Below are 16,347 nucleotides of genomic sequence, written 5' to 3'. Positions count from 1 at the left end.
GCAGCGCCGCCTCGCCCCACCCCGCAAGCCCGCGCCGGGGAAACTTCAATCGATTGGCAGGCCCCGCGCCGTCGCCCATTCGCTCATCGTCGCGCGCATGTCGGCGGGCGGGTGGTCGAGCCAGCCGGAGACCGCCGTCTGCAACTCGGCCAGGTCGATCATCCCGACCAGTTCCTTGATCGGGCCGACCGACGCCGGGGTGATCGACAGGCGATGAATGCCAAGGCCCATCAGCGCCAGCGCCTCCAGCCGGCGTCCGCCCATTTCGCCGCACACCCCGATGTCCACCTTGTGCCCTTCCACCCCGCGCACCACGCGGCGCACGAAGCGCAGGATCGCCGGGCTCAGCCAGTCATAGCGCTCCGCCAGCTTGGGGTTGGACCGATCGGCGGCGAACAGGAACTGGGTGAGGTCGTTCGTGCCCAGCGACAGAAACGAAATCTTCGGTGCCAGCAGATCGAGCTGTTCGGCCAGCGCCGGAACTTCCAGCATCACGCCATAGCGGATCGCTTCGGGCAGGGTCTTCTTCTGGCCGCGCAGGTACTGGATCTGGCCGTCGAACACGGTCTTGGCGGCATCGAATTCCCACGGTTCGGCGACCAGCGGGAACATGACGTTGAGCGTCCGCCCCGCCGCCGCCTCGATCAGCGAGCGCGCCTGGACCTTGAGCAGGCCTTCGCGTTCAAGCGCCACTCGCAGTGCGCGCCAGCCCATCGCGGGATTTTCCTCACCCTCGCCATCATCGTGGCGCAGGTACGGCAGGGTCTTGTCGCCGCCGATATCGACGGTGCGGAACATCACCGGCTTGTCGCCCGCCGCGTCCAGCACGTCGCGATAGAGCCGGGTCTGGCGTTCGCGCGCAGGGAGCGTGGCCGAAACGAGGAACTGGAACTCGGTGCGGAACAGCCCCACCCCGTCAGCGCCCGTCAGGCTGAGGTTGCTCATGTCCTCGCGCAGGCCGGCGTTCATCATGATCGTCACGCGCTTGCCATCGCGGGTGACCGGGGCGACATCGCGCAGTGCCGCATAGGTCGCCTGGCGTTCGCGGCTGCGGGCGAACCGTGCCTCGAACGCCTCGACCGCGCCGGCGGAGGGGCGGACCATGGCCAGCCCCTGGTCGGCATCCAGCAACAGGGGATCGCCTTCGCGCACCATCGCCCGCAGCGAGCGGACCCGGCCGAGCACCGGCACGCCCATCGCCCGCGCCACGATCACGACATGGCTGGTCAGCGAACCTTCCTCCAGGATGACGCCCTTCAGCTTGCGCCGATCGTATTCGAGCAGTTCGGCGGGCCCCAGGTTGCGGGCGATCAGGATCGCGTCGCTGCGCAGGCCCAGGCTGGCGGCGGTGCCGATCTGGCCCGAAACGATCCGCAGCAGCCGGTTCGCAAGGTCTTCCAGATCGTGCATCCGATCGGCCAGCAACGGATCGTCGATCTGGCGCATGCGCATGCGGGTGCGTTGCTGCACCCGTTCGATCGCGGCCTCGGCGGTCAGCCCGGAATCGATCGCTTCGTTGATCCGCCGGGTCCAGCCTTCATCGTAAGCGAACATGCGATAGGTCTGGAGCACTTCCTCATGCTCGCCGCCCACGCCGAACTCGGCCTGGTTGGCCATGCGGTCGATCTGTTCGCGCATCTTGTCGAAGGCGTGGATCACCCGGCTGCGTTCGGCTTCGGTGTCCTCGGCAACGATATGCTCGATGTTGACGCGCGGCTGGTGATAGACGGCGGCACCGATGGCGAGCCCCTTGACCAGCGTCAGCCCGGACAGTTGCTGCGGCCCGCTCATCGCCGCGCTCAGCGCCCGCGCATCGTCCTCGTCGATCAGGTCGGCATTGGTAATCAGTTCGGACAGCACCATCGCCACCGTCTGCAACGCCTCGATCTCGACTTCCTCGTAGCGGCGCGGTTCGACATGCTGGACGCACAGCACGCCCACCGCACGTTCGCGGTGGACGATGGGAACGCCCGCGAAGGAGTGGAACTTGTCCTCGCCCGTTTCGGGGCGATACGAAAAGTCGGGATGCGCGGCCGCCTCGGCAAGGTTCAGCATGCCGGCCTTTTCGGCGATAGTTCCCACCAGCCCTTCGCCCACGCCCATCCGGGTAACGTGGACGGCTTCCTGGGCCAGCCCGCGCGTGGCGAACAGTTCCAGCATCCCTTCGCGCAGCAGGTAGATCGAACAGACCTCGCTATCGAGGCATTCGCCGATCACCTCGACAACGGTGTTCAGTTTCGCCTGCGCATTGCTGCGCGAGGCCATGACCTCGTGGAGGCGGGTAAGAATGTTTCTTGCTGCGGCAACGGCACTGCTCATGCCCAAAGGCCTACCCTAAAGTGCCCGAAATGCAAAACCGCTGAATGCCGTGAGCGACCGGATCGCCGACAGGCCGTGTACTCAGGCCGTCAGACCCGTGTGCCGACCCCGCTTCGCGGGGCCGGCGTTATATGGGGGGTGTCCCGCCCTCCGGGCGGGATCAGGCCGGGTCAGTGCCGGCCGATTTCATCCTTGAGGCGCAGCTTCTGCTTCTTGAGCGCCTGGATTACCGCATGGTCGGGCATAGGTCGGCACATTTCCACGTGAAGCTGCCGATCGATCCCGGCGTGCTTGAACTGAAGGGCGCTGACATGCGAACTATCCATGGATGGTTCTCCTCTTTGTTATGGGGCGCGCCGCATCTCCGGCTTGCCAAAGTCACGACCCTTCGTTTTCCGAAGGGCCGGTCTTTTCGAGGCAGTGTTTCGTGCAGCCCAAGCCTTGCGAAACATTATGTCCCGAAAAGGCGACTCGGCATCTTTTGAGACCCGGCGCAAGGATGATGGAAACACAATCGCGCGCTCTTGCGAAGAGGGAGAATGGTTCATATCGATAAGTCGCGTTATCGCTGCGCCGGGCGGGATTCGTCGCCGCCGCGCCGATGGCCGGCGGTGGGTGCCGTTTTTGCCCGACATGAATGCTGAGGAGCCGCCGGGTTGACCGAAGAGGAGATGCGCAAGCGGCTCGAAATTTTGCGGGTGGAGCATCGCGACCTCGACGCCGCGATCGAGGCGCTGGAGAAGGCCGGGGCATCGGACCAGTTGCAGATCGCCCGTCTCAAGAAGCGCAAGCTGCGCCTGAAGGACCAGATCGCGCTGATCGAGGACTATCTGATCCCCGACATCATCGCCTGAGATTCCGTAGAATTCCGAGGTTTTCTGCCGGTCCGGCACTCCGGCGCGCGCGCGCCCGAGGCGGTAATCGAGTCTGCCCGCCGCTTGTGAGTCCTAGTGGATATTAACCAAAATCTGTGTCATCCCGGCACGGCGGCAATGTTGCGGCGGATTGTTCATTTTTTAAGGTTGCCGCCGAGTCGCCGTTAAGAAATATGAACCTCCATGGCACACCGGCTGACCATCTCCCCGCGCATCATCGAAGCGCTTTATTGCGAGGCTCTCGTCCTCTCGGACGACGTGCGCAACGTGTTCAGCTTGTCCGGCCGGCTCGACACCGCCCGCACGGATGAGGACCTCGCGCGCATCGCCCTGTCGAGCGAGGGTCTGCGCACCACCACCCGGATGATGCACGCGATCGCCTGGCTGCTGAACCACCGGGCCTATCACATGGGCGAGATCAGCGCCTTTCAGTTGCGTCATCATGGCCGCCTCTCGGCCGAAATGCGCGAGTCCGATCCGCGCCAGTTCGACCTGATCGACGCCGACGTGCAGGACCTGATCGAGCGCACGCGCCGCTTCTATGACCGGCTGCTGCGGCTTGACCGGGGCTGGCGGCAGATGCCCGAGCCCGCCCAGACCAGCGCCATCCAGCGCCTGCGCGACCGGATCGAACGCCGCCTCGCGGTGTGACCGCGCAGGCGATGCGCGGAGCGTCCGCGAAGCTTACCCGACAAGGTTAACGGCTTTACCGCCGCGCGCAGCAACACCGAATGGCTCGACACGCCGGGCCGCAATCGCCATATCGCCCCGATGGCCGATAGCCCCAAAGACCCCCGCGAGATCGCCGCGCCCTATGCCGTTGCCGAACAGGTCGGCCCGCTGGTGCGCCGCGTGCTGGCCCACAATCCGTCGGCGTTCACCTATACCGGCACGCAGACCTATCTGGTCGGCGGGGCCGGCGATGTCGCGGTGATCGATCCGGGCCCGGACGAAGTCGAGCATCTCGATGCGCTGATGGCGGCGATCGGCAGCGACCGGGTGGCGGCGATCTGCTGCACCCACACCCACCGCGATCATTCACCCGCCGCCGGTCCGCTCAGCCTGCGCACCGGCGCGCCGATCATCGGCTGCGCACCCTTGACGCTGGACGATGACGGCCCCCGCGCCGATGCCGCCTTCGACCCCGACTATGCCCCCGCGCGGGTGCTGGCCGATGGCGAGCAGCTTTGCGGCAATGGCTGGACGCTCACCGCGGTCGCCACGCCGGGCCACACCTCGAACCACCTGTGCTTTGCGCTGGAGGAAACCGGCGCGCTGTTCACCGGCGATCACATCATGGGCTGGTCGACCACCGTCGTCTCCCCGCCCGATGGCGACATGACCGCCTACATGGAAAGCCTGGCCCGGCTTTACGAGCGAGAACAGGACACGGTCTACTATCCGGCGCACGGCCCCCAGGTCGACAAGCCGCGCCAACTGGTGCGCGGGATGATCGGCCATCGCCGCAGCCGGGAAAAGCAGATCCTGCGCCAGATCGAGGCCGGCCATACCGCCATCCCGCAGATGATCCCGCAGATGTACAAGGGCGTGGACCAGCGCCTGTGGCCGGCCGCCGGACGGTCGGTCCTCGCGCACCTCATCGATCTCGAAAAGCGCGGTTTGGTCCGTCAGGCGGACGCCGACTGGACGCTCGTCGGCTGACCGCATTTTCCCCTTGGGTCCGGGGCGCTCCATCCCTAGATAGGCGCGGTTCGGGGCTTCTGCGCCAATCACAGGACTTCAGGGGATATCCGCCATGACTGCCATGCCCGCCAACCTTTCCGGTCTCGACCTGCGTGCCGAGATCGAACGGCTGCGCAAGGAACGCAACGCGGTCATCCTCGCCCACTATTACCAGAAGCCGGAACTGCAGGACCTTGCCGATTTCGTCGGCGACAGCCTGGAACTGTCACGCAAGGCGGCCGAAACCGATGCCGAGGTGATCGCGTTCTGCGGCGTCAAGTTCATGGCGGAAACCGCCAAGATCCTTTCGCCGAACAAGATCGTGGTGCTGCCCGACGTGGAAGCGGGCTGCAGCCTTGAAGATTCGTGCCCGCCGGAAAAGTTCGCCGCCTTCCGCGCCGCGCATCCCGATCACATCGCCCTCACCTACATCAACTGTTCGACCGAGGTGAAGGCGCTGTCGGACATCATCGTCACCAGTTCCAGCGCCGAGACGATCCTGTCGCAGATCCCGGCCGACCAGAAGATCATTTTCGGCCCTGACCGTCATTTGGGCGGCTACCTGTCGCGCAAGTTCAACCGCGAGATGCTGCTGTGGCCCGGCGTCTGCATCGTCCACGAGGCGTTCAGCGAGACCGAACTGCTCAAGCTCAAGGCCCAGCACCCCGGTGCCCCGATCGCCGCGCATCCCGAATGCCCGCCGACGATCATCGATCACGCCGATTACGTGGGATCGACCAGCGGCATCCTGCAGTTCGCCAAGACGATGCCGGGCGATACCCTGATCGTGGCGACCGAACCGCACATCATCCACCAGATGGAAAAGGCGGTGCCGAACAAGACTTTCATCGGCGCGCCGGGGGCCGACGGCAACTGCAACTGCAACATCTGCCCCTACATGGCGCTCAACACGATGGAGAAGCTCTACATCGCCCTGCGCGACCTCGCCCCGCGCATCGAGATCGACGAACAGCTCCGTCTCGACGCCAAGAAAAGCCTCGACGCGATGCTGGCGATGGCCAGCGGGACGGTGGGCAAGGGTGACTTGGGGGCGCGGTGAGGGGATAGCCGGGCGCGCTTATCCGGCAATGACGCGGCGCACCATCTCCGGCTCCGCTTCTATCACCTTGAGATAGGCGCGCACGGCCGGCGGCGGCATGTGGCGCGCCAGTTCATATTGCCGCAGGTTTGCCACGGGGATGCCGTAAACGGCCGCAAACTCCGTTTGGCTCAAGCCGAGACGATGGCGCAGGATGCGAAAGCGCCGCCCCATGCGCGCGCGTTCGAGACCAGCGACCGAGACATCGAAATCCTCAGGGTCATTCGGATCGGCCGGGATCGCTATAGTAGTCTCTTTGTTCACCTGCATTGCTCCTGCGCACCGAAATCAGCCGGATAACGCCGTTTCGCCTCATACCAAGTCTCGATAATTTTGACTCATGTCGCTCTCTCCCCTTCAGGGGAGAGATACGCAGGCTTGGCGGCTTGTCCGCCTAGCCGGAGTAGAGAGGGGGCGAAGTGGCACCATCCCCCCTCTCCCAACCCTCTCCCCTGAAGGGGAGAGGGCTACGAGTTCGGATCAACGAGCCTTGGATCACATAGACAGTCGTAATCAGCTTCCGGTCCACCAGTCCGATCGCCTTGTAACGGTCTTCACCGTCGCTCGGCCGGAACGAGGGGACAAGTTCGTGATACGGATCCTCGAACACCCGCATGCCGAACGCCAGCCGCAGGCCGTGCTTGAACCGGTTGGCTTCGTCCTTGGCGGGATCGAACGTGAACTCCATGCCGCGTGACTATGTGAATCACATATAGCATGGCCAGTTAACTTGCGTCCATCGCGGTCCCGTTTTCCTACAGCCCGGGTTTCGTGCGATCGTGGCGGAACCGCTCATTCTCACCGTGAAGCCATTCGTAGAGGAAATAATCCGGGAGGAGTGTAACTTTCGAAAATGACAATTATAGTTAGTATTTTCAAATGGATAATGGCCAATCTTAAAGTTTACATGGTGTAACCTTTGTAACCTTTGGCCCGCCTTTTTCACGCCCGGTCACCGGCCCGCGCCATCACCAGCGCTGTCGCAAGCAGCACCATGCCGATCACGTCCTGTACCGAAAGCGTCTCGGCAAAGGCGATCCAGCCGACCAGCGCCGAGATTGCCGGCTGGGTCAGCAGCGCCACGCCGATCATCAGCGGCGAGAAATAGCGCAGGTAATTGATGAGCAGTCCCTGCCCCACGATCTGGCTGGAAAAGGCCAGCAGGATCAGCGGGGTCCAGTCATGCGGCAGGATCGCCTCTCCGCGCAGGGTGGCGATGGCCAGCAGGACCGGCGCGCTGGCCAGCATGGACCCGGCCAGCACCGTGACCGGCGGCAGTTCGCGCCGCGCGGAATTGAGCAGCAGGACGTAGACGGCGAACAGCAGCCCGGCGAGCAGGCACATGAGATCGCCGGTCAGGTTGGCATGGCCGATCTCCAGCGACCCCACCATCAGCAGCGCCGCTCCGCCCAGCGCCGCGCCAATGGCCAGCAGTTCCGGCAACCGGGGCGGACGGCGCGCGGCGATGACGCCCCAGGCCATCAGCACCAGACTGCCGGCATTGCCGAACAGCGCCGCATTGCCCAGCTTGGTCTTATCGATACCGATGTGCCAGGCGGCGATGTTCAGCCCAAATATCCCGCCCGCGCAGAGCAGGACCACCAGGCGGCGCGGGGCGATGCGGGCAAGGCCGCCGGGTTCGCGCCAGGCGACCAGCAGCAGGATCGGCAGCGCCAGCGTCACCCGCCAGAAGCCGGCGGCGACCGCGCCGGTATCCGCCCAGCGGACCAGCAGGCCGCCGCAGGCCAGCATCATGTTGGCCACCAGCAACGCCACAAGCTGGCGGGTCTTCCAGGTGCGTGGCGGCGGAGTGTTCGTGCTCATCGCGCCGCCCTAGCCGCCCCTGTTCCGGCAAACCATCGGTTTTTCGCAGATGGCCGACTGTGCCTGACACGGCAGCCTTGCCGTGCCTTGCGCGTTGCGGCATCCGGGGCAGGCAAGGGGAACCCGTAAACGATGCTCGCCAGACTGCGCTCCGACTGGTTCGCGATTCGCGCCAGCTACTGGTTCTGGCCGGCGCTGTTCGCGCTGGCCGGGTTGTTGCTGGGATTCGGGATCGTCCATGTCGATCGCAGCGGGGCGAGCCAGTGGCTGGCCGAACGGCACTGGATCGTGCCCGCACGGCCCGACGGCGCGGCCAACATGCTCTCCGTCCTTGCGGGGTCCGTGATCGGGGTCGCGTCGACGGTGTTCTCCATCACGATCGCCGCCGTCGCCTATGCCAGCGGCACCTTCGGCCCGCGGCTGCTGAACAACTTCATGGAGGACAAGGGCAACCAGTTCAGCCTCGCGACGTTCGTCGGCACCTTTGTCTATGCGATCACCGTGCTGCAAAGCGTGCGCAGCGGCGATGGCGACCAAAGCGCGTTCGTGCCGCAACTGGCGCTGACGATCGCCTGGCTGCTGCTGCTGCTCAGCGTCGCGGTGCTGGTCTACTTCCTGCACCACGTCCCCGATTCCATCCGCATCAACTCGGTCCTCGAAGCGATCGGCACCCGGTTGCTGCGAGAGATCGTGTCGCGCTTCCCCGACGAGGGCACCGGCGAGCCGCAGGCATTGGGATGGCCGGGCGGGGCGCAAGTCGAGGCGCAGGCCGCCGGCTATATCCGGGTGATCGACTTCGGGGCGCTGGATACGCTGGCGCGGCGGCACGGGTTCACCATCTGGCTGACCGCGCGGCCGGGTGATTTCGTCCACGCCGGGATGCCGCTGGCGACGATCAGTGACGACGCGGCAGTGGCGCAGGCGGCCCCGCACATCCGCGCGACCTTTGCCTTGGGCGGATCGCGCACGCCCGAACAGGACCTCGAATTCTCGATCGACGAGCTGGTGGAGATAACCCTGCGCGCGCTATCGCCGGCGGTGAACGATCCCTTCACCGCGCTCAACGCCCTCCACTGGCTCGGCGCGGCGACCGTGCTGCTGGGCCAGCGCGACCTTGATCGCGATGCCTGGAACGAGCCCGGCCGGCACTGCCCGGTGCAGCCGCTGCGCGACGGTTTCGATCACTTCGTTTCGCGCGGTTTCGGTTGCGTCCGGTCCGGCGTGGCGACTTCGCCGATTGCCTGCCTGGTGGCGTTCGACACCTTGCGATCGATCCTGCTGGGGCTGGATGCCGAACACCGGCGCAAACTGGTGCTGGCGGAAGCCGACCTGCTGCTGGAACAGGCGCTGCTGCACCTCGACGGGCCCAGCCGCGATCAGGTGATCGAACGGCACGCCAGCGTGCGCCGGGGCCGTTCGACCTGACGATCAGGCAGGCGTCGCGGGCCCTTCGCCCTTGTCACCCCGCGTGCTGAGCAGCGACCAGCCGACCCCGCCCGCGATCAGCGCGAGGGTGACGCCAAGGCTGATCAGCGGCGGGAACTTGGCCCCGCCCAGCACGAAATCGGCGATCAGGATCTTGCCGCCGATGAACACCAGCACCAGCGCCAGCGCATACTTGAGGTAGTGAAAGCGGTGGACCATCGCCGCCAGCGCGAAATACAGCGCCCGCAGGCCCAGGATGGCCATGATGTTGCTGGTGTAAACGATGAACGTATCATCGGTGATAGAAAAGATCGCCGGGACCGAATCCACCGCGAACACCAGATCGGCCAGGTTGATCACCACCAGCGCCAGGAACAGCGGCGTCGCCGCCCATGCCACCCGCCCGGCGGCATCCGGTGTCTTCACGAAAAAGTGCGCGCCGTGGTGCTCCTTGGTCACGCGCATGTGGCGCGAAATCCAGCGCACCGCCGGGTTGTTGCCGATATCGGGATCGTGATCGGAGGTGAACAGCATCTTCACGCCGGTGAAGATCAGGAACGCCGCGAACAGGTACATGACCCAGTAGGCATGGCTGATCAGTGCCGCGCCACCTGCAATCATCGCCCCGCGCAGGACAATCACCGCGACGATACCCCACAGCAAGGCGCGGTACTGGTATTTCGGCGCGATCGCGAAGAAGCCGAAGATCATCGATATGACGAAGACATTGTCGATCGACAGCGCCTTTTCGATGAAATAGCCGGTGAAATACTCGACCGCAGGCGTGCTGCCCTTGGCCCACCAGATCCAGCCGCCAAAGGCCATTGCAACGGCGATGTAGAACACCGAAAGCTTGAGCGATTCGCGGATGCCCATCGCCCGGTCGTCCTTGTGGAGGACGCCGAGATCGAACACGGTCAGCAGCAGGACAAGGCCGGCGAACGCCAGCCAGAACCAGGCCGGGGTACCCAGCCAGTCAACAAACAGGAAAGTCATCGGAAGCGCTCCGGATGAAGGAGGGAAGTGCGCCGGCGGGTGCACGGGGGACACACACCGCCGGCGCGGGGATCCAGGCGGTCAACTTGCGTCGCGGGGGCTACGACTGAACCAGCCCGTCCCTGAATCTTGACCCTGCCATCCGGCGTTTCCTCTCAAGCCCCGCGATCTCGAACGGATCGGGCAGCTTTCTGCTGCGTGCCAGATCCAGCAGGCGGTCTACGCGCTGGAGAGCTTCGAGCAGACGATACATGCGTTCGGTCATTTCATTTCCCTATCGACCTAGAGTTCAGGTTCGATCGGAAGAGTGATGCCGTCTTGCGCTTGTGGGGTTCTGTTTTGCCCCGCGACCAATCGTCAACCAGCATCGGCCTCAACCGATGCGGTCCGACATCACGCCAGGCGGATCATGATAATCCACCGCTTGGCGCCAGAGGGGCCCGGCCCGCCCTGATTTTTTATGACGCATCCGGGAGATTTTCAAGGGTTTCGGGTCCGAATAGGCGGAATTTGTCACGTGCGGCGCTCGCTTCGTCGCATGGTTTCCACGGCCGGTCGCCGGGTTAACCGGGCAACTGACTGGAAGGATGGCCAAACCCCGGCTGGCCGCGCGTTCTTTGCCAGGCGCTGCGAACGAGGCGATTATTGGCAGATCAGACCCTTCGGCTGTCCGAATCGTCCACCCGCGCCGTCCCCGCCCTGCGGCACCTGCCTCGGAACCGGGGATTGCCCGCTACGAACGGTGCCAAACCGATTCTTTGCGCCGTGGGCGCTTGCCCCTCAGTCAAACTTCCCATAGCCTAGAAGCCATGACCCCGGTCTTGTCCTCCCTGTTACGGCTGCGCCTTGCGGCGCTGATGCTGCTTGCGGCCATTGGCCTGCAAGCGGTTGCGCCCGCGCAGGCCGGGGTACTTGATCGTCAGGAAGGCCCGGTGTGGAGCGTTTGGACAGTGGGCGTGGCGATCGCGCCCGTCCGCAAGGTCCAAGCCGAAGCGGCTGTGCGAACGCTGGTCGATCCGCTTGTGCCAACGGCGCAAATGCCGCTTCAGCCGGTTGAGTTCGTATCCCCGCGGGCCTGTGCGCACCCCGCGTTCATCCGTCCGCAAACGCGCGGGCCGCCGCCCCGGCAGCATCCTGCCCGCGTCCCTGACTGCATGGCTCCTCCCCTCTCCTGAATGACAGCCCGGCGCTTGCGCTTTTCGCGCGAGGGCCCCGTTTGCATGCATTCAGGAAAGGTCGGCCGATGCCGAAACACTACAAGTCTGCCGGGAGCGATCGCGATGCCATCGCGGCGCTGCTGGCGCGCTATCCAGCTATCGATCAGGAGGAACTGCAGTTCCTGCGCCGCTGGTTTCTGAAGACCGCCTCTGCCCAGGAAGTGGGCCTGCTGGCTTCGGAAGCGTCCATCCAGCCGCAATATCGCGCCTTTCGCGCCGAGCACATCGATCGTCTGAACGCCCGCGATTTCGGGGTTGCGGCGCTGTGGCTCGGTGCCATTACATCCGTCCTTGGGTCTATCGCTTATCTAGCGCCCTGAGGACGGGGCCGGGACGCGGGGTCCCCCCCCCAATACCCCTCCCGCGTCCCGGCCAACACCTGTCACGGACATGCGCAACCGCGCATGAGTCACCGTCTGCCGCCCGCCTGATTCCCGTGCGACGTTCCGCCATTGGGTTGTCGAAGCGTCGGGCGGGCCGGCAGGCGGTGGCGCTTACAGCAGGTGGCCGGTGCGGTCGCGCTTGGTTTCAAGATAGCGGGCGTTGTGCGGATTGGGTGGCAACTGGTGCGGCACCCGCTCCAGCACATGCACCCCCACTTCCTGCAGCGCAGCGACCTTGGCGGGGTTGTTCGTCATCAACCGGATCGCCCGGACGCCGAGCAGGTCCAGCATCCGCGCGGCGACCGGAAAGTCCCGCGCCTCAGTCGGCAGGCCGAGGCGGTTGTTCGCGTCCACTGTATCGAAGCCCTGATCCTGCAGGCGATAGGCGCGCAGCTTGTTGATAAGGCCGATGCCGCGCCCCTCCTGCCGCAGGTACAGCAGCACGCCCCAGCCTCCGCACGATGCCTCGTCAGCCATCGCCCGCAGGGCCGCATCGAGCTGCGGGCCGCAATCACACTTGAGACTGCCGAGAATGTCGCCGGTCAGGCATTCGGAGTGCAGCCTGACCAGCGGCGCGCGATCGCCGTCCTGCCGGCCGATGACCAGCGCGACATGCTCACGCAGATCATCGCGCGCCCGGAACGCGACGATTTCCGCTTCCTCGCAGGCAGCAACCGGCAGGTGCGCGCGCGAGGCGACCAGCAAGTGACGCGGGTCCTTGAAATCGTCCAGATCGGCAGGCGCAACGCGCTGCGCTGCGACTTCCGGCAGGTCGGGACCGACCAGAAACGCCGGCAGGATACCGGCCAGGCGGGCCAGTTCCATCGCGGTGCGGGCGGCGGCCGGATCGGTGAGCGGCTGGGCCAGGAACGGCCCTTTCATCGGATGCAGCAGATCGAGCGCGGGATCGGCGACCGCGCGTGCGGTTTCCAGATCGAACGGCGCGCCGCCCCGGATCAGCACCGGCGCTTCGGGCACCGCCGCCTCGCGCTGGTTCGCGAGCTTGAGGGTGATCGCCCGCGCCGCCGAGATCAGCATCCGGGGGGCCGATGCACCGGGCGCGAAGCCGGTTTCCGCCGGGAGCAGCAGCGGCCCCTCGCCCACGGCAATCGGCCAGCCGTGACGCAAGGCGTCGATCGCCAGCGCCACCCGCCGCGCCGGATCGCCGGGCAGGTCGCCGCTCAGAGGTCGAACTCGGTGATCAGCGGCACGTGATCGCTCGGGCTTTCCCAGCGCCGCGTCTCCTCGATGAAACGGTGCGCCCGCGCCTGCGGTGCGAGGTCGGGCGAGGCCCACATATGATCCAGCCGCCGCCCCTGGTCCTTTTCGCGCCAGTAGCTGCGATAGGACCACCAGGAATAGTTGCGTTCCGGGGCCGGGATGAACCGGCGGCCCAGATCGACCCAGCCGTGGGCATCGCGAAAAGCGCCCAGCGCCTCCACCTCGATCGGGGTGTGGCTGACGACCTTGAGCAGCGCCTTGTGATCATAGACGTCGCATTCGAGCGGGGCGATGTTGAAATCGCCGACGATCAGGGTGGGCCGATCGATCTTGTCGGCCCAGCGGGTCATCCGGCCAAGAAAGTCCAGCTTCTGCCCGAACTTCGGGTTCACCGCGCGGTCGGCGATGTCGCCGCCGGCGGGGATATAGACGTTTTCGAGGATTAGCCCCTGCCCCGCACCGTGCAGTTCGACGCCGACGTGGCGGGCCTCTCCGTTGTCCTGCCAGTCATGGCGGCTGAATTCGGTGAAGGGGATCTTCGAGACCGTGGCGACGCCGTGATACCCCTTCTGGCCGTGGATCGCGCGGTGGGTATAGCCCAGCCGTTCGAACATTGCGTGCGGGAACAGCGGTTCGGCCACCTTGATTTCCTGGAGGCACAGCACGTCCGGAGCCTGCTCGGTCAGCAGACGCTCCACCTGATCGATGCGCAGGCGGACGGAATTGATGTTCCAGGAGGCGATCTTTACCATGCAGCGGGCTTTAGGGATGCGGGCCCGGTATCGCAAGGAGATGGGCCGAGCGGAAGCCGCACGAGCCGAAAAGAAAAAGGCGACTATGCGGTAGCCGGTAAATGTCAGCGCCTTTCAGAGGCTGTTTTTGGCGGTTCCATTTTTATGTTATGGCCCCGGCCATGACCGGTTCTAAAGCCACCCAGTCCACCATTTCAAGCAAGCTGTCTGCGAGTACGAAGCCCGCTGGGATAATTGGCTGGGCAGGATTGCGCAGGTGAAACCCGTGCCGGAGAAGCCGGAGTGAAGACTTGGGTCAGCCCGATTGGGGGCACCATAGCCACTTACGGGATCGTCGCCAATTTCGGTTGGCTGGGGCTACTGATCTCGCTCCCCATCTTCTTTGCGCTGCCATTCGTCTGGCATTGGGCGAAAGAGCGATGGGACCGGAGAAATTCAATCCGCTGATCGCGAGCTTGCAATGTATCAATCGGCAAAGAAAAACCCTCGAGCCGGGGGCAGGGGCTCGAGGGTCCTTCTCGCGTTCGTCACGCTTGTCAGGCGACTTTTGGGTGACATGGGCAACAGGGGGGAAACCAGTCACCAGCCGTTCTGACAAGACCTATTTAGGTACTCGCGGCTTTCTGCCAAGTGAACGAAATCCGCCGCTTTGTACCAATTTGTCGCACGCCCGCCTCAGGCAGCGACGGGGCGTTCCGCATCATCGACGAATGTTGGGGCGCGGGTCTGTCCAGCGAAAGGTGCTGTCAGGAACGGCAGCGCCGTAGCGCTGGTTGGCGAGCTGGATGGTGGTGCGCTGATTCTGCGAATCCAGCGCCACCCAGTACGACAGCTCCAGCCCGCCCGGCGCGGCGGCATTGCGGGTGAAGATCAGGGTGATGATGCCGTATTCAGGGTGCGACTTGTCGCGCACTTCGATGCTGGTGACGTTGGCGCTGCCGGTCGGCACCACGCGGCCATACTTCGACACGTCGCGGCCGGGATCGAGCAGCGCGCCCAGCGGGCTGTTCTTGATCGGCCAGCGCTGCACCTGACGCACATCGTAATCGACGAAGGTCAGCGCCCGGCCATCGCCGACGATCAGCATCTTGGCCGAAGGTTCGTACTGGAAGCGGATGCGGCCGGGGCGTTTGAGCGTCAGCTTGCCCTTGACGGTGCTGCCGTTGCGATCGGTCTGGATGAAATCGGCGGTCATCGTCGAGATGCCGCGCAGCGCCGCCACGGCCGCATCGAGCTGCCCCGAGGCGGGAGCGGCCACGGCCGGCGCGGCGGGAGCGAGTGCCGAAACGCCCAGCGCGGCCGCCGTCATCGAGAGACAGGCAGCCGCGCCGGCGATCTTGCGAAAGAGAGGAGTGTTCGGTTTCATGCAATCTCCGCTACGGCCACGGCGTTGAACCGCCCGTTAACCCGCGAAGTCGTGAACCCGCAAAGACGCGAACCCGACGGGCCGCGGCCCTTCGTTACTTGATCTTGGCTTCCTTGAACTCGACGTGCTTGCGCACGACGGGATCGTACTTGCGAAAGCTCATCTTCTCGGTCGTGTTCCGGGGATTCTTCTTGGTGACGTAGAAAAATCCGGTGTCGGCGGTCGAGACCAGACGGATCTTGACGGTTGCGGGCTTCGCCATGGCGGTATCCTGTACTCTCGTTTCAGCCGCCGTGGCTGGCGGGCCGGGAAAAACAACGGGCGGCAACAGCGCGCCGCCCTTCAAGGCTGCGGCCCATGCTTCAGCGGCGTGGCAAAGTCAAGCCGGACCCGCCGGTCAGGGCACCGGAAACGGCTTGATCGGCGCAATAATGCCGAACTTCTCTTTCGCCGGCTTTTCGTCCAGCGGCTTCATCTCCAGCGCGGGCGGATCGACGCGGGTATCGGGCAGGCGATCGAGCAGGTCGCGAATCAGGGTCAGCCGGCCAAGGCGCTGGTCGTTGAAGTCCACCAGGGTCCACGGCGCGTGCCTGGTATGCGTCGCCTCCAGCATGGCTTCGCGCGCCTTGGTATAGGCCCCGTACTGCTCGCGCGCGGCCAGATCGATGGGCGACAGCTTCCACCGCTTCAACGGATCGTCCAGCCGTTCGTGCAGGCGCTTTTCCTGCTGCTCCTGATCGCAGGCCAGCCAGTACTTGAACAGCAGCATGCCGTCATCGATCAGCAGCTTTTCGAACACCGGGGCATGGCGCAGGAACGCGTCCACGTCGGGCCCGGTGGCAAAGCCCATCACCTTTTCGACCCCGGCGCGGTTGTACCACGAACGATCGAACAGCACGATCTCGCCCGCCGCCGGCAAGTGCGCGGCATAGCGCTGGAAGTACCACTGCCCCTTCTCCCGCTCGCTGGGGGCGGACAGGGCGACGACGCGGCACTGGCGCGGGTTCAGCACGTGGGACATCGCCTGGATCGCCCCGCCCTTCCCGGCGGTATCGCGCCCTTCGAACAGGATGCAGATGCGCGCGCCGGTGGCGGCGACCCAGCGGGCCATGGCCACCAGCTCTTCCTCCAGCGGTTCGAGCAGGGCCTCGTATTCCTTGCGTTTCAGCCCTTCTCCCACCGCGTGC

Annotated in this window: 19 protein-coding genes; 6 read left to right on the top strand and 13 right to left on the bottom strand. The window is 65.1% G+C overall.

Translation table 11 applies throughout. The features are described from left to right. Positions 1–45: 45 nt before the first annotated feature. Together ptsP and IE122_RS03670 are read right to left on the bottom strand one after the other, a co-directional pair. Entirely contained in the window at positions 46–2,319 is a 2,274-nt protein-coding gene (ptsP, locus tag IE122_RS03675; protein WP_189619682.1) for a phosphoenolpyruvate--protein phosphotransferase, read from the bottom strand. A 170-nt stretch (positions 2,320–2,489) separates the two neighbouring features. Continuing rightward, a complete protein-coding gene (locus IE122_RS03670; protein WP_189619681.1) occupies positions 2,490–2,645 on the bottom strand; it encodes a YdcH family protein in 156 nt (51 codons plus the stop codon). Positions 2,646–2,975: 330 nt separating this feature from the next. Here IE122_RS03670 and IE122_RS03665 point away from each other — a divergent pair, with 330 nt between their 5' ends. The 4 genes from IE122_RS03665 to nadA all read left to right on the top strand — a co-directional run bounded on the left by IE122_RS03665 (position 2,976) and on the right by nadA (position 5,937). Next, complete coding sequence (locus tag IE122_RS03665) at positions 2,976–3,173, top strand: YdcH family protein (protein ID WP_189619680.1); 198 nt, start codon at positions 2,976–2,978, stop codon at positions 3,171–3,173. Between the two features lie 204 nt (positions 3,174–3,377). After that, a complete protein-coding gene (locus IE122_RS03660) occupies positions 3,378–3,845 on the top strand; it encodes a DUF1465 family protein (protein ID WP_189619679.1) in 468 nt (155 codons plus the stop codon). A gap of 120 nt (positions 3,846–3,965) precedes the next feature. After that, positions 3,966–4,856, top strand: a complete 891-nt coding sequence (locus IE122_RS03655; protein WP_189619678.1) for an MBL fold metallo-hydrolase — start codon at positions 3,966–3,968, stop codon at positions 4,854–4,856. Between the two features lie 94 nt (positions 4,857–4,950). Then, entirely contained in the window at positions 4,951–5,937 is a 987-nt protein-coding gene (gene nadA / locus IE122_RS03650) for a quinolinate synthase NadA (protein ID WP_189619677.1), read from the top strand. 18 nt (positions 5,938–5,955) lie between these two features. Here the strand turns inward: nadA and IE122_RS03645 are convergent, their stop codons facing one another. From IE122_RS03645 to IE122_RS03635, 3 genes are all read right to left on the bottom strand, one after another. Beyond that, positions 5,956–6,240 (bottom strand): helix-turn-helix domain-containing protein, encoded by a 285-nt coding sequence (locus IE122_RS03645; RefSeq protein ID WP_229813693.1) that lies wholly within the window; start codon positions 6,238–6,240, stop codon positions 5,956–5,958. 130 nt (positions 6,241–6,370) lie between these two features. Then, positions 6,371–6,664 (bottom strand): BrnT family toxin, encoded by a 294-nt coding sequence (locus IE122_RS03640; RefSeq protein WP_189619675.1) that lies wholly within the window; start codon positions 6,662–6,664, stop codon positions 6,371–6,373. Between the two features lie 254 nt (positions 6,665–6,918). Continuing rightward, positions 6,919–7,800 (bottom strand): DMT family transporter, encoded by an 882-nt coding sequence (locus IE122_RS03635; protein ID WP_189619674.1) that lies wholly within the window; start codon positions 7,798–7,800, stop codon positions 6,919–6,921. A gap of 132 nt (positions 7,801–7,932) precedes the next feature. Here IE122_RS03635 and IE122_RS03630 point away from each other — a divergent pair, with 132 nt between their 5' ends. Next, entirely contained in the window at positions 7,933–9,225 is a 1,293-nt protein-coding gene (locus IE122_RS03630; protein WP_189619673.1) for a DUF2254 domain-containing protein, read from the top strand. A 3-nt stretch (positions 9,226–9,228) separates the two neighbouring features. Here the strand turns inward: IE122_RS03630 and IE122_RS03625 are convergent, their stop codons facing one another. The 3 genes from IE122_RS03625 to IE122_RS03615 form a co-directional block, all read right to left on the bottom strand. Continuing rightward, positions 9,229–10,221 carry a TerC family protein gene (locus tag IE122_RS03625; protein WP_189619672.1) on the bottom strand — a complete coding sequence of 331 codons (993 nt, stop codon included), beginning with the start codon at positions 10,219–10,221 and terminating at the stop codon, positions 9,229–9,231. A gap of 100 nt (positions 10,222–10,321) precedes the next feature. Further along, positions 10,322–10,486, bottom strand: coding sequence for a DUF465 domain-containing protein (locus tag IE122_RS03620; protein ID WP_189619671.1), 165 nt, complete (start codon positions 10,484–10,486; stop codon positions 10,322–10,324). Positions 10,487–11,054: 568 nt separating this feature from the next. Then, a complete protein-coding gene (locus IE122_RS03615; protein ID WP_189619670.1) occupies positions 11,055–11,306 on the bottom strand; it encodes a hypothetical protein in 252 nt (83 codons plus the stop codon). Positions 11,307–11,464: 158 nt separating this feature from the next. On the opposite strand from IE122_RS03615, the gene IE122_RS03610 reads away from it, so the two are divergent. After that, positions 11,465–11,758 (top strand): hypothetical protein, encoded by a 294-nt coding sequence (locus IE122_RS03610; protein ID WP_189619669.1) that lies wholly within the window; start codon positions 11,465–11,467, stop codon positions 11,756–11,758. Positions 11,759–11,932: 174 nt separating this feature from the next. On the opposite strand, the gene ribA is transcribed toward IE122_RS03610, so the two are convergent. The 5 genes from ribA to ppk2 form a co-directional block, all read right to left on the bottom strand. Continuing rightward, positions 11,933–12,970, bottom strand: coding sequence for a GTP cyclohydrolase II (ribA, locus tag IE122_RS03605; RefSeq protein ID WP_229813692.1), 1,038 nt, complete (start codon positions 12,968–12,970; stop codon positions 11,933–11,935). A 32-nt stretch (positions 12,971–13,002) separates the two neighbouring features. Continuing rightward, positions 13,003–13,794: an exodeoxyribonuclease III gene (locus tag IE122_RS03600; protein WP_189619668.1), complete on the bottom strand. Its 792-nt coding sequence runs from the start codon at positions 13,792–13,794 to the stop codon at positions 13,003–13,005. Positions 13,795–14,494: 700 nt separating this feature from the next. Further along, the gene (locus IE122_RS03595) at positions 14,495–15,160 is read right to left on the bottom strand and encodes a LolA family protein (RefSeq protein ID WP_189619667.1); all 666 of its coding nucleotides are present in this window, start codon (positions 15,158–15,160) and stop codon (positions 14,495–14,497) included. Positions 15,161–15,254: 94 nt separating this feature from the next. After that, positions 15,255–15,422: a 50S ribosomal protein L33 gene (gene rpmG, locus IE122_RS03590; protein ID WP_054945942.1), complete on the bottom strand. Its 168-nt coding sequence runs from the start codon at positions 15,420–15,422 to the stop codon at positions 15,255–15,257. A gap of 135 nt (positions 15,423–15,557) precedes the next feature. Beyond that, positions 15,558–16,340, bottom strand: coding sequence for a polyphosphate kinase 2 (gene ppk2, locus IE122_RS03585; protein ID WP_189619666.1), 783 nt, complete (start codon positions 16,338–16,340; stop codon positions 15,558–15,560). Positions 16,341–16,347 lie beyond the last annotated feature (7 nt).

Source organism: Novosphingobium colocasiae (assembly GCF_014652555.1).
Lineage (GTDB): Bacteria > Pseudomonadota > Alphaproteobacteria > Sphingomonadales > Sphingomonadaceae > Novosphingobium > Novosphingobium colocasiae.
Note: the sequence above shows the minus strand (reverse complement) of the source record. Positions and strands in the feature narration are given on the sequence as shown.

What these genes read in the sequence shown, in the direction of transcription:
- ptsP (WP_189619682.1), bottom strand. Translation starts at nt 2,319, where the DNA reads ATGAGCAGTGCCGTTGCCGCAGCAAGAAACATTCTTACCCGCCTCCAC.
- IE122_RS03670 (WP_189619681.1), bottom strand. Translation starts at nt 2,645, where the DNA reads ATGGATAGTTCGCATGTCAGCGCCCTTCAGTTCAAGCACGCCGGGATC.
- IE122_RS03660 (WP_189619679.1), top strand. Translation starts at nt 3,378, where the DNA reads ATGGCACACCGGCTGACCATCTCCCCGCGCATCATCGAAGCGCTTTAT.
- IE122_RS03655 (WP_189619678.1), top strand. Translation starts at nt 3,966, where the DNA reads ATGGCCGATAGCCCCAAAGACCCCCGCGAGATCGCCGCGCCCTATGCC.
- nadA (WP_189619677.1), top strand. Translation starts at nt 4,951, where the DNA reads ATGACTGCCATGCCCGCCAACCTTTCCGGTCTCGACCTGCGTGCCGAG.
- IE122_RS03640 (WP_189619675.1), bottom strand. Translation starts at nt 6,664, where the DNA reads ATGGAGTTCACGTTCGATCCCGCCAAGGACGAAGCCAACCGGTTCAAG.
- IE122_RS03635 (WP_189619674.1), bottom strand. Translation starts at nt 7,800, where the DNA reads ATGAGCACGAACACTCCGCCGCCACGCACCTGGAAGACCCGCCAGCTT.
- IE122_RS03630 (WP_189619673.1), top strand. Translation starts at nt 7,933, where the DNA reads ATGCTCGCCAGACTGCGCTCCGACTGGTTCGCGATTCGCGCCAGCTAC.
- IE122_RS03625 (WP_189619672.1), bottom strand. Translation starts at nt 10,221, where the DNA reads ATGACTTTCCTGTTTGTTGACTGGCTGGGTACCCCGGCCTGGTTCTGG.
- IE122_RS03620 (WP_189619671.1), bottom strand. Translation starts at nt 10,486, where the DNA reads ATGACCGAACGCATGTATCGTCTGCTCGAAGCTCTCCAGCGCGTAGAC.
- IE122_RS03610 (WP_189619669.1), top strand. Translation starts at nt 11,465, where the DNA reads ATGCCGAAACACTACAAGTCTGCCGGGAGCGATCGCGATGCCATCGCG.
- IE122_RS03600 (WP_189619668.1), bottom strand. Translation starts at nt 13,794, where the DNA reads ATGGTAAAGATCGCCTCCTGGAACATCAATTCCGTCCGCCTGCGCATC.
- IE122_RS03595 (WP_189619667.1), bottom strand. Translation starts at nt 15,160, where the DNA reads ATGAAACCGAACACTCCTCTCTTTCGCAAGATCGCCGGCGCGGCTGCC.
- rpmG (WP_054945942.1), bottom strand. Translation starts at nt 15,422, where the DNA reads ATGGCGAAGCCCGCAACCGTCAAGATCCGTCTGGTCTCGACCGCCGAC.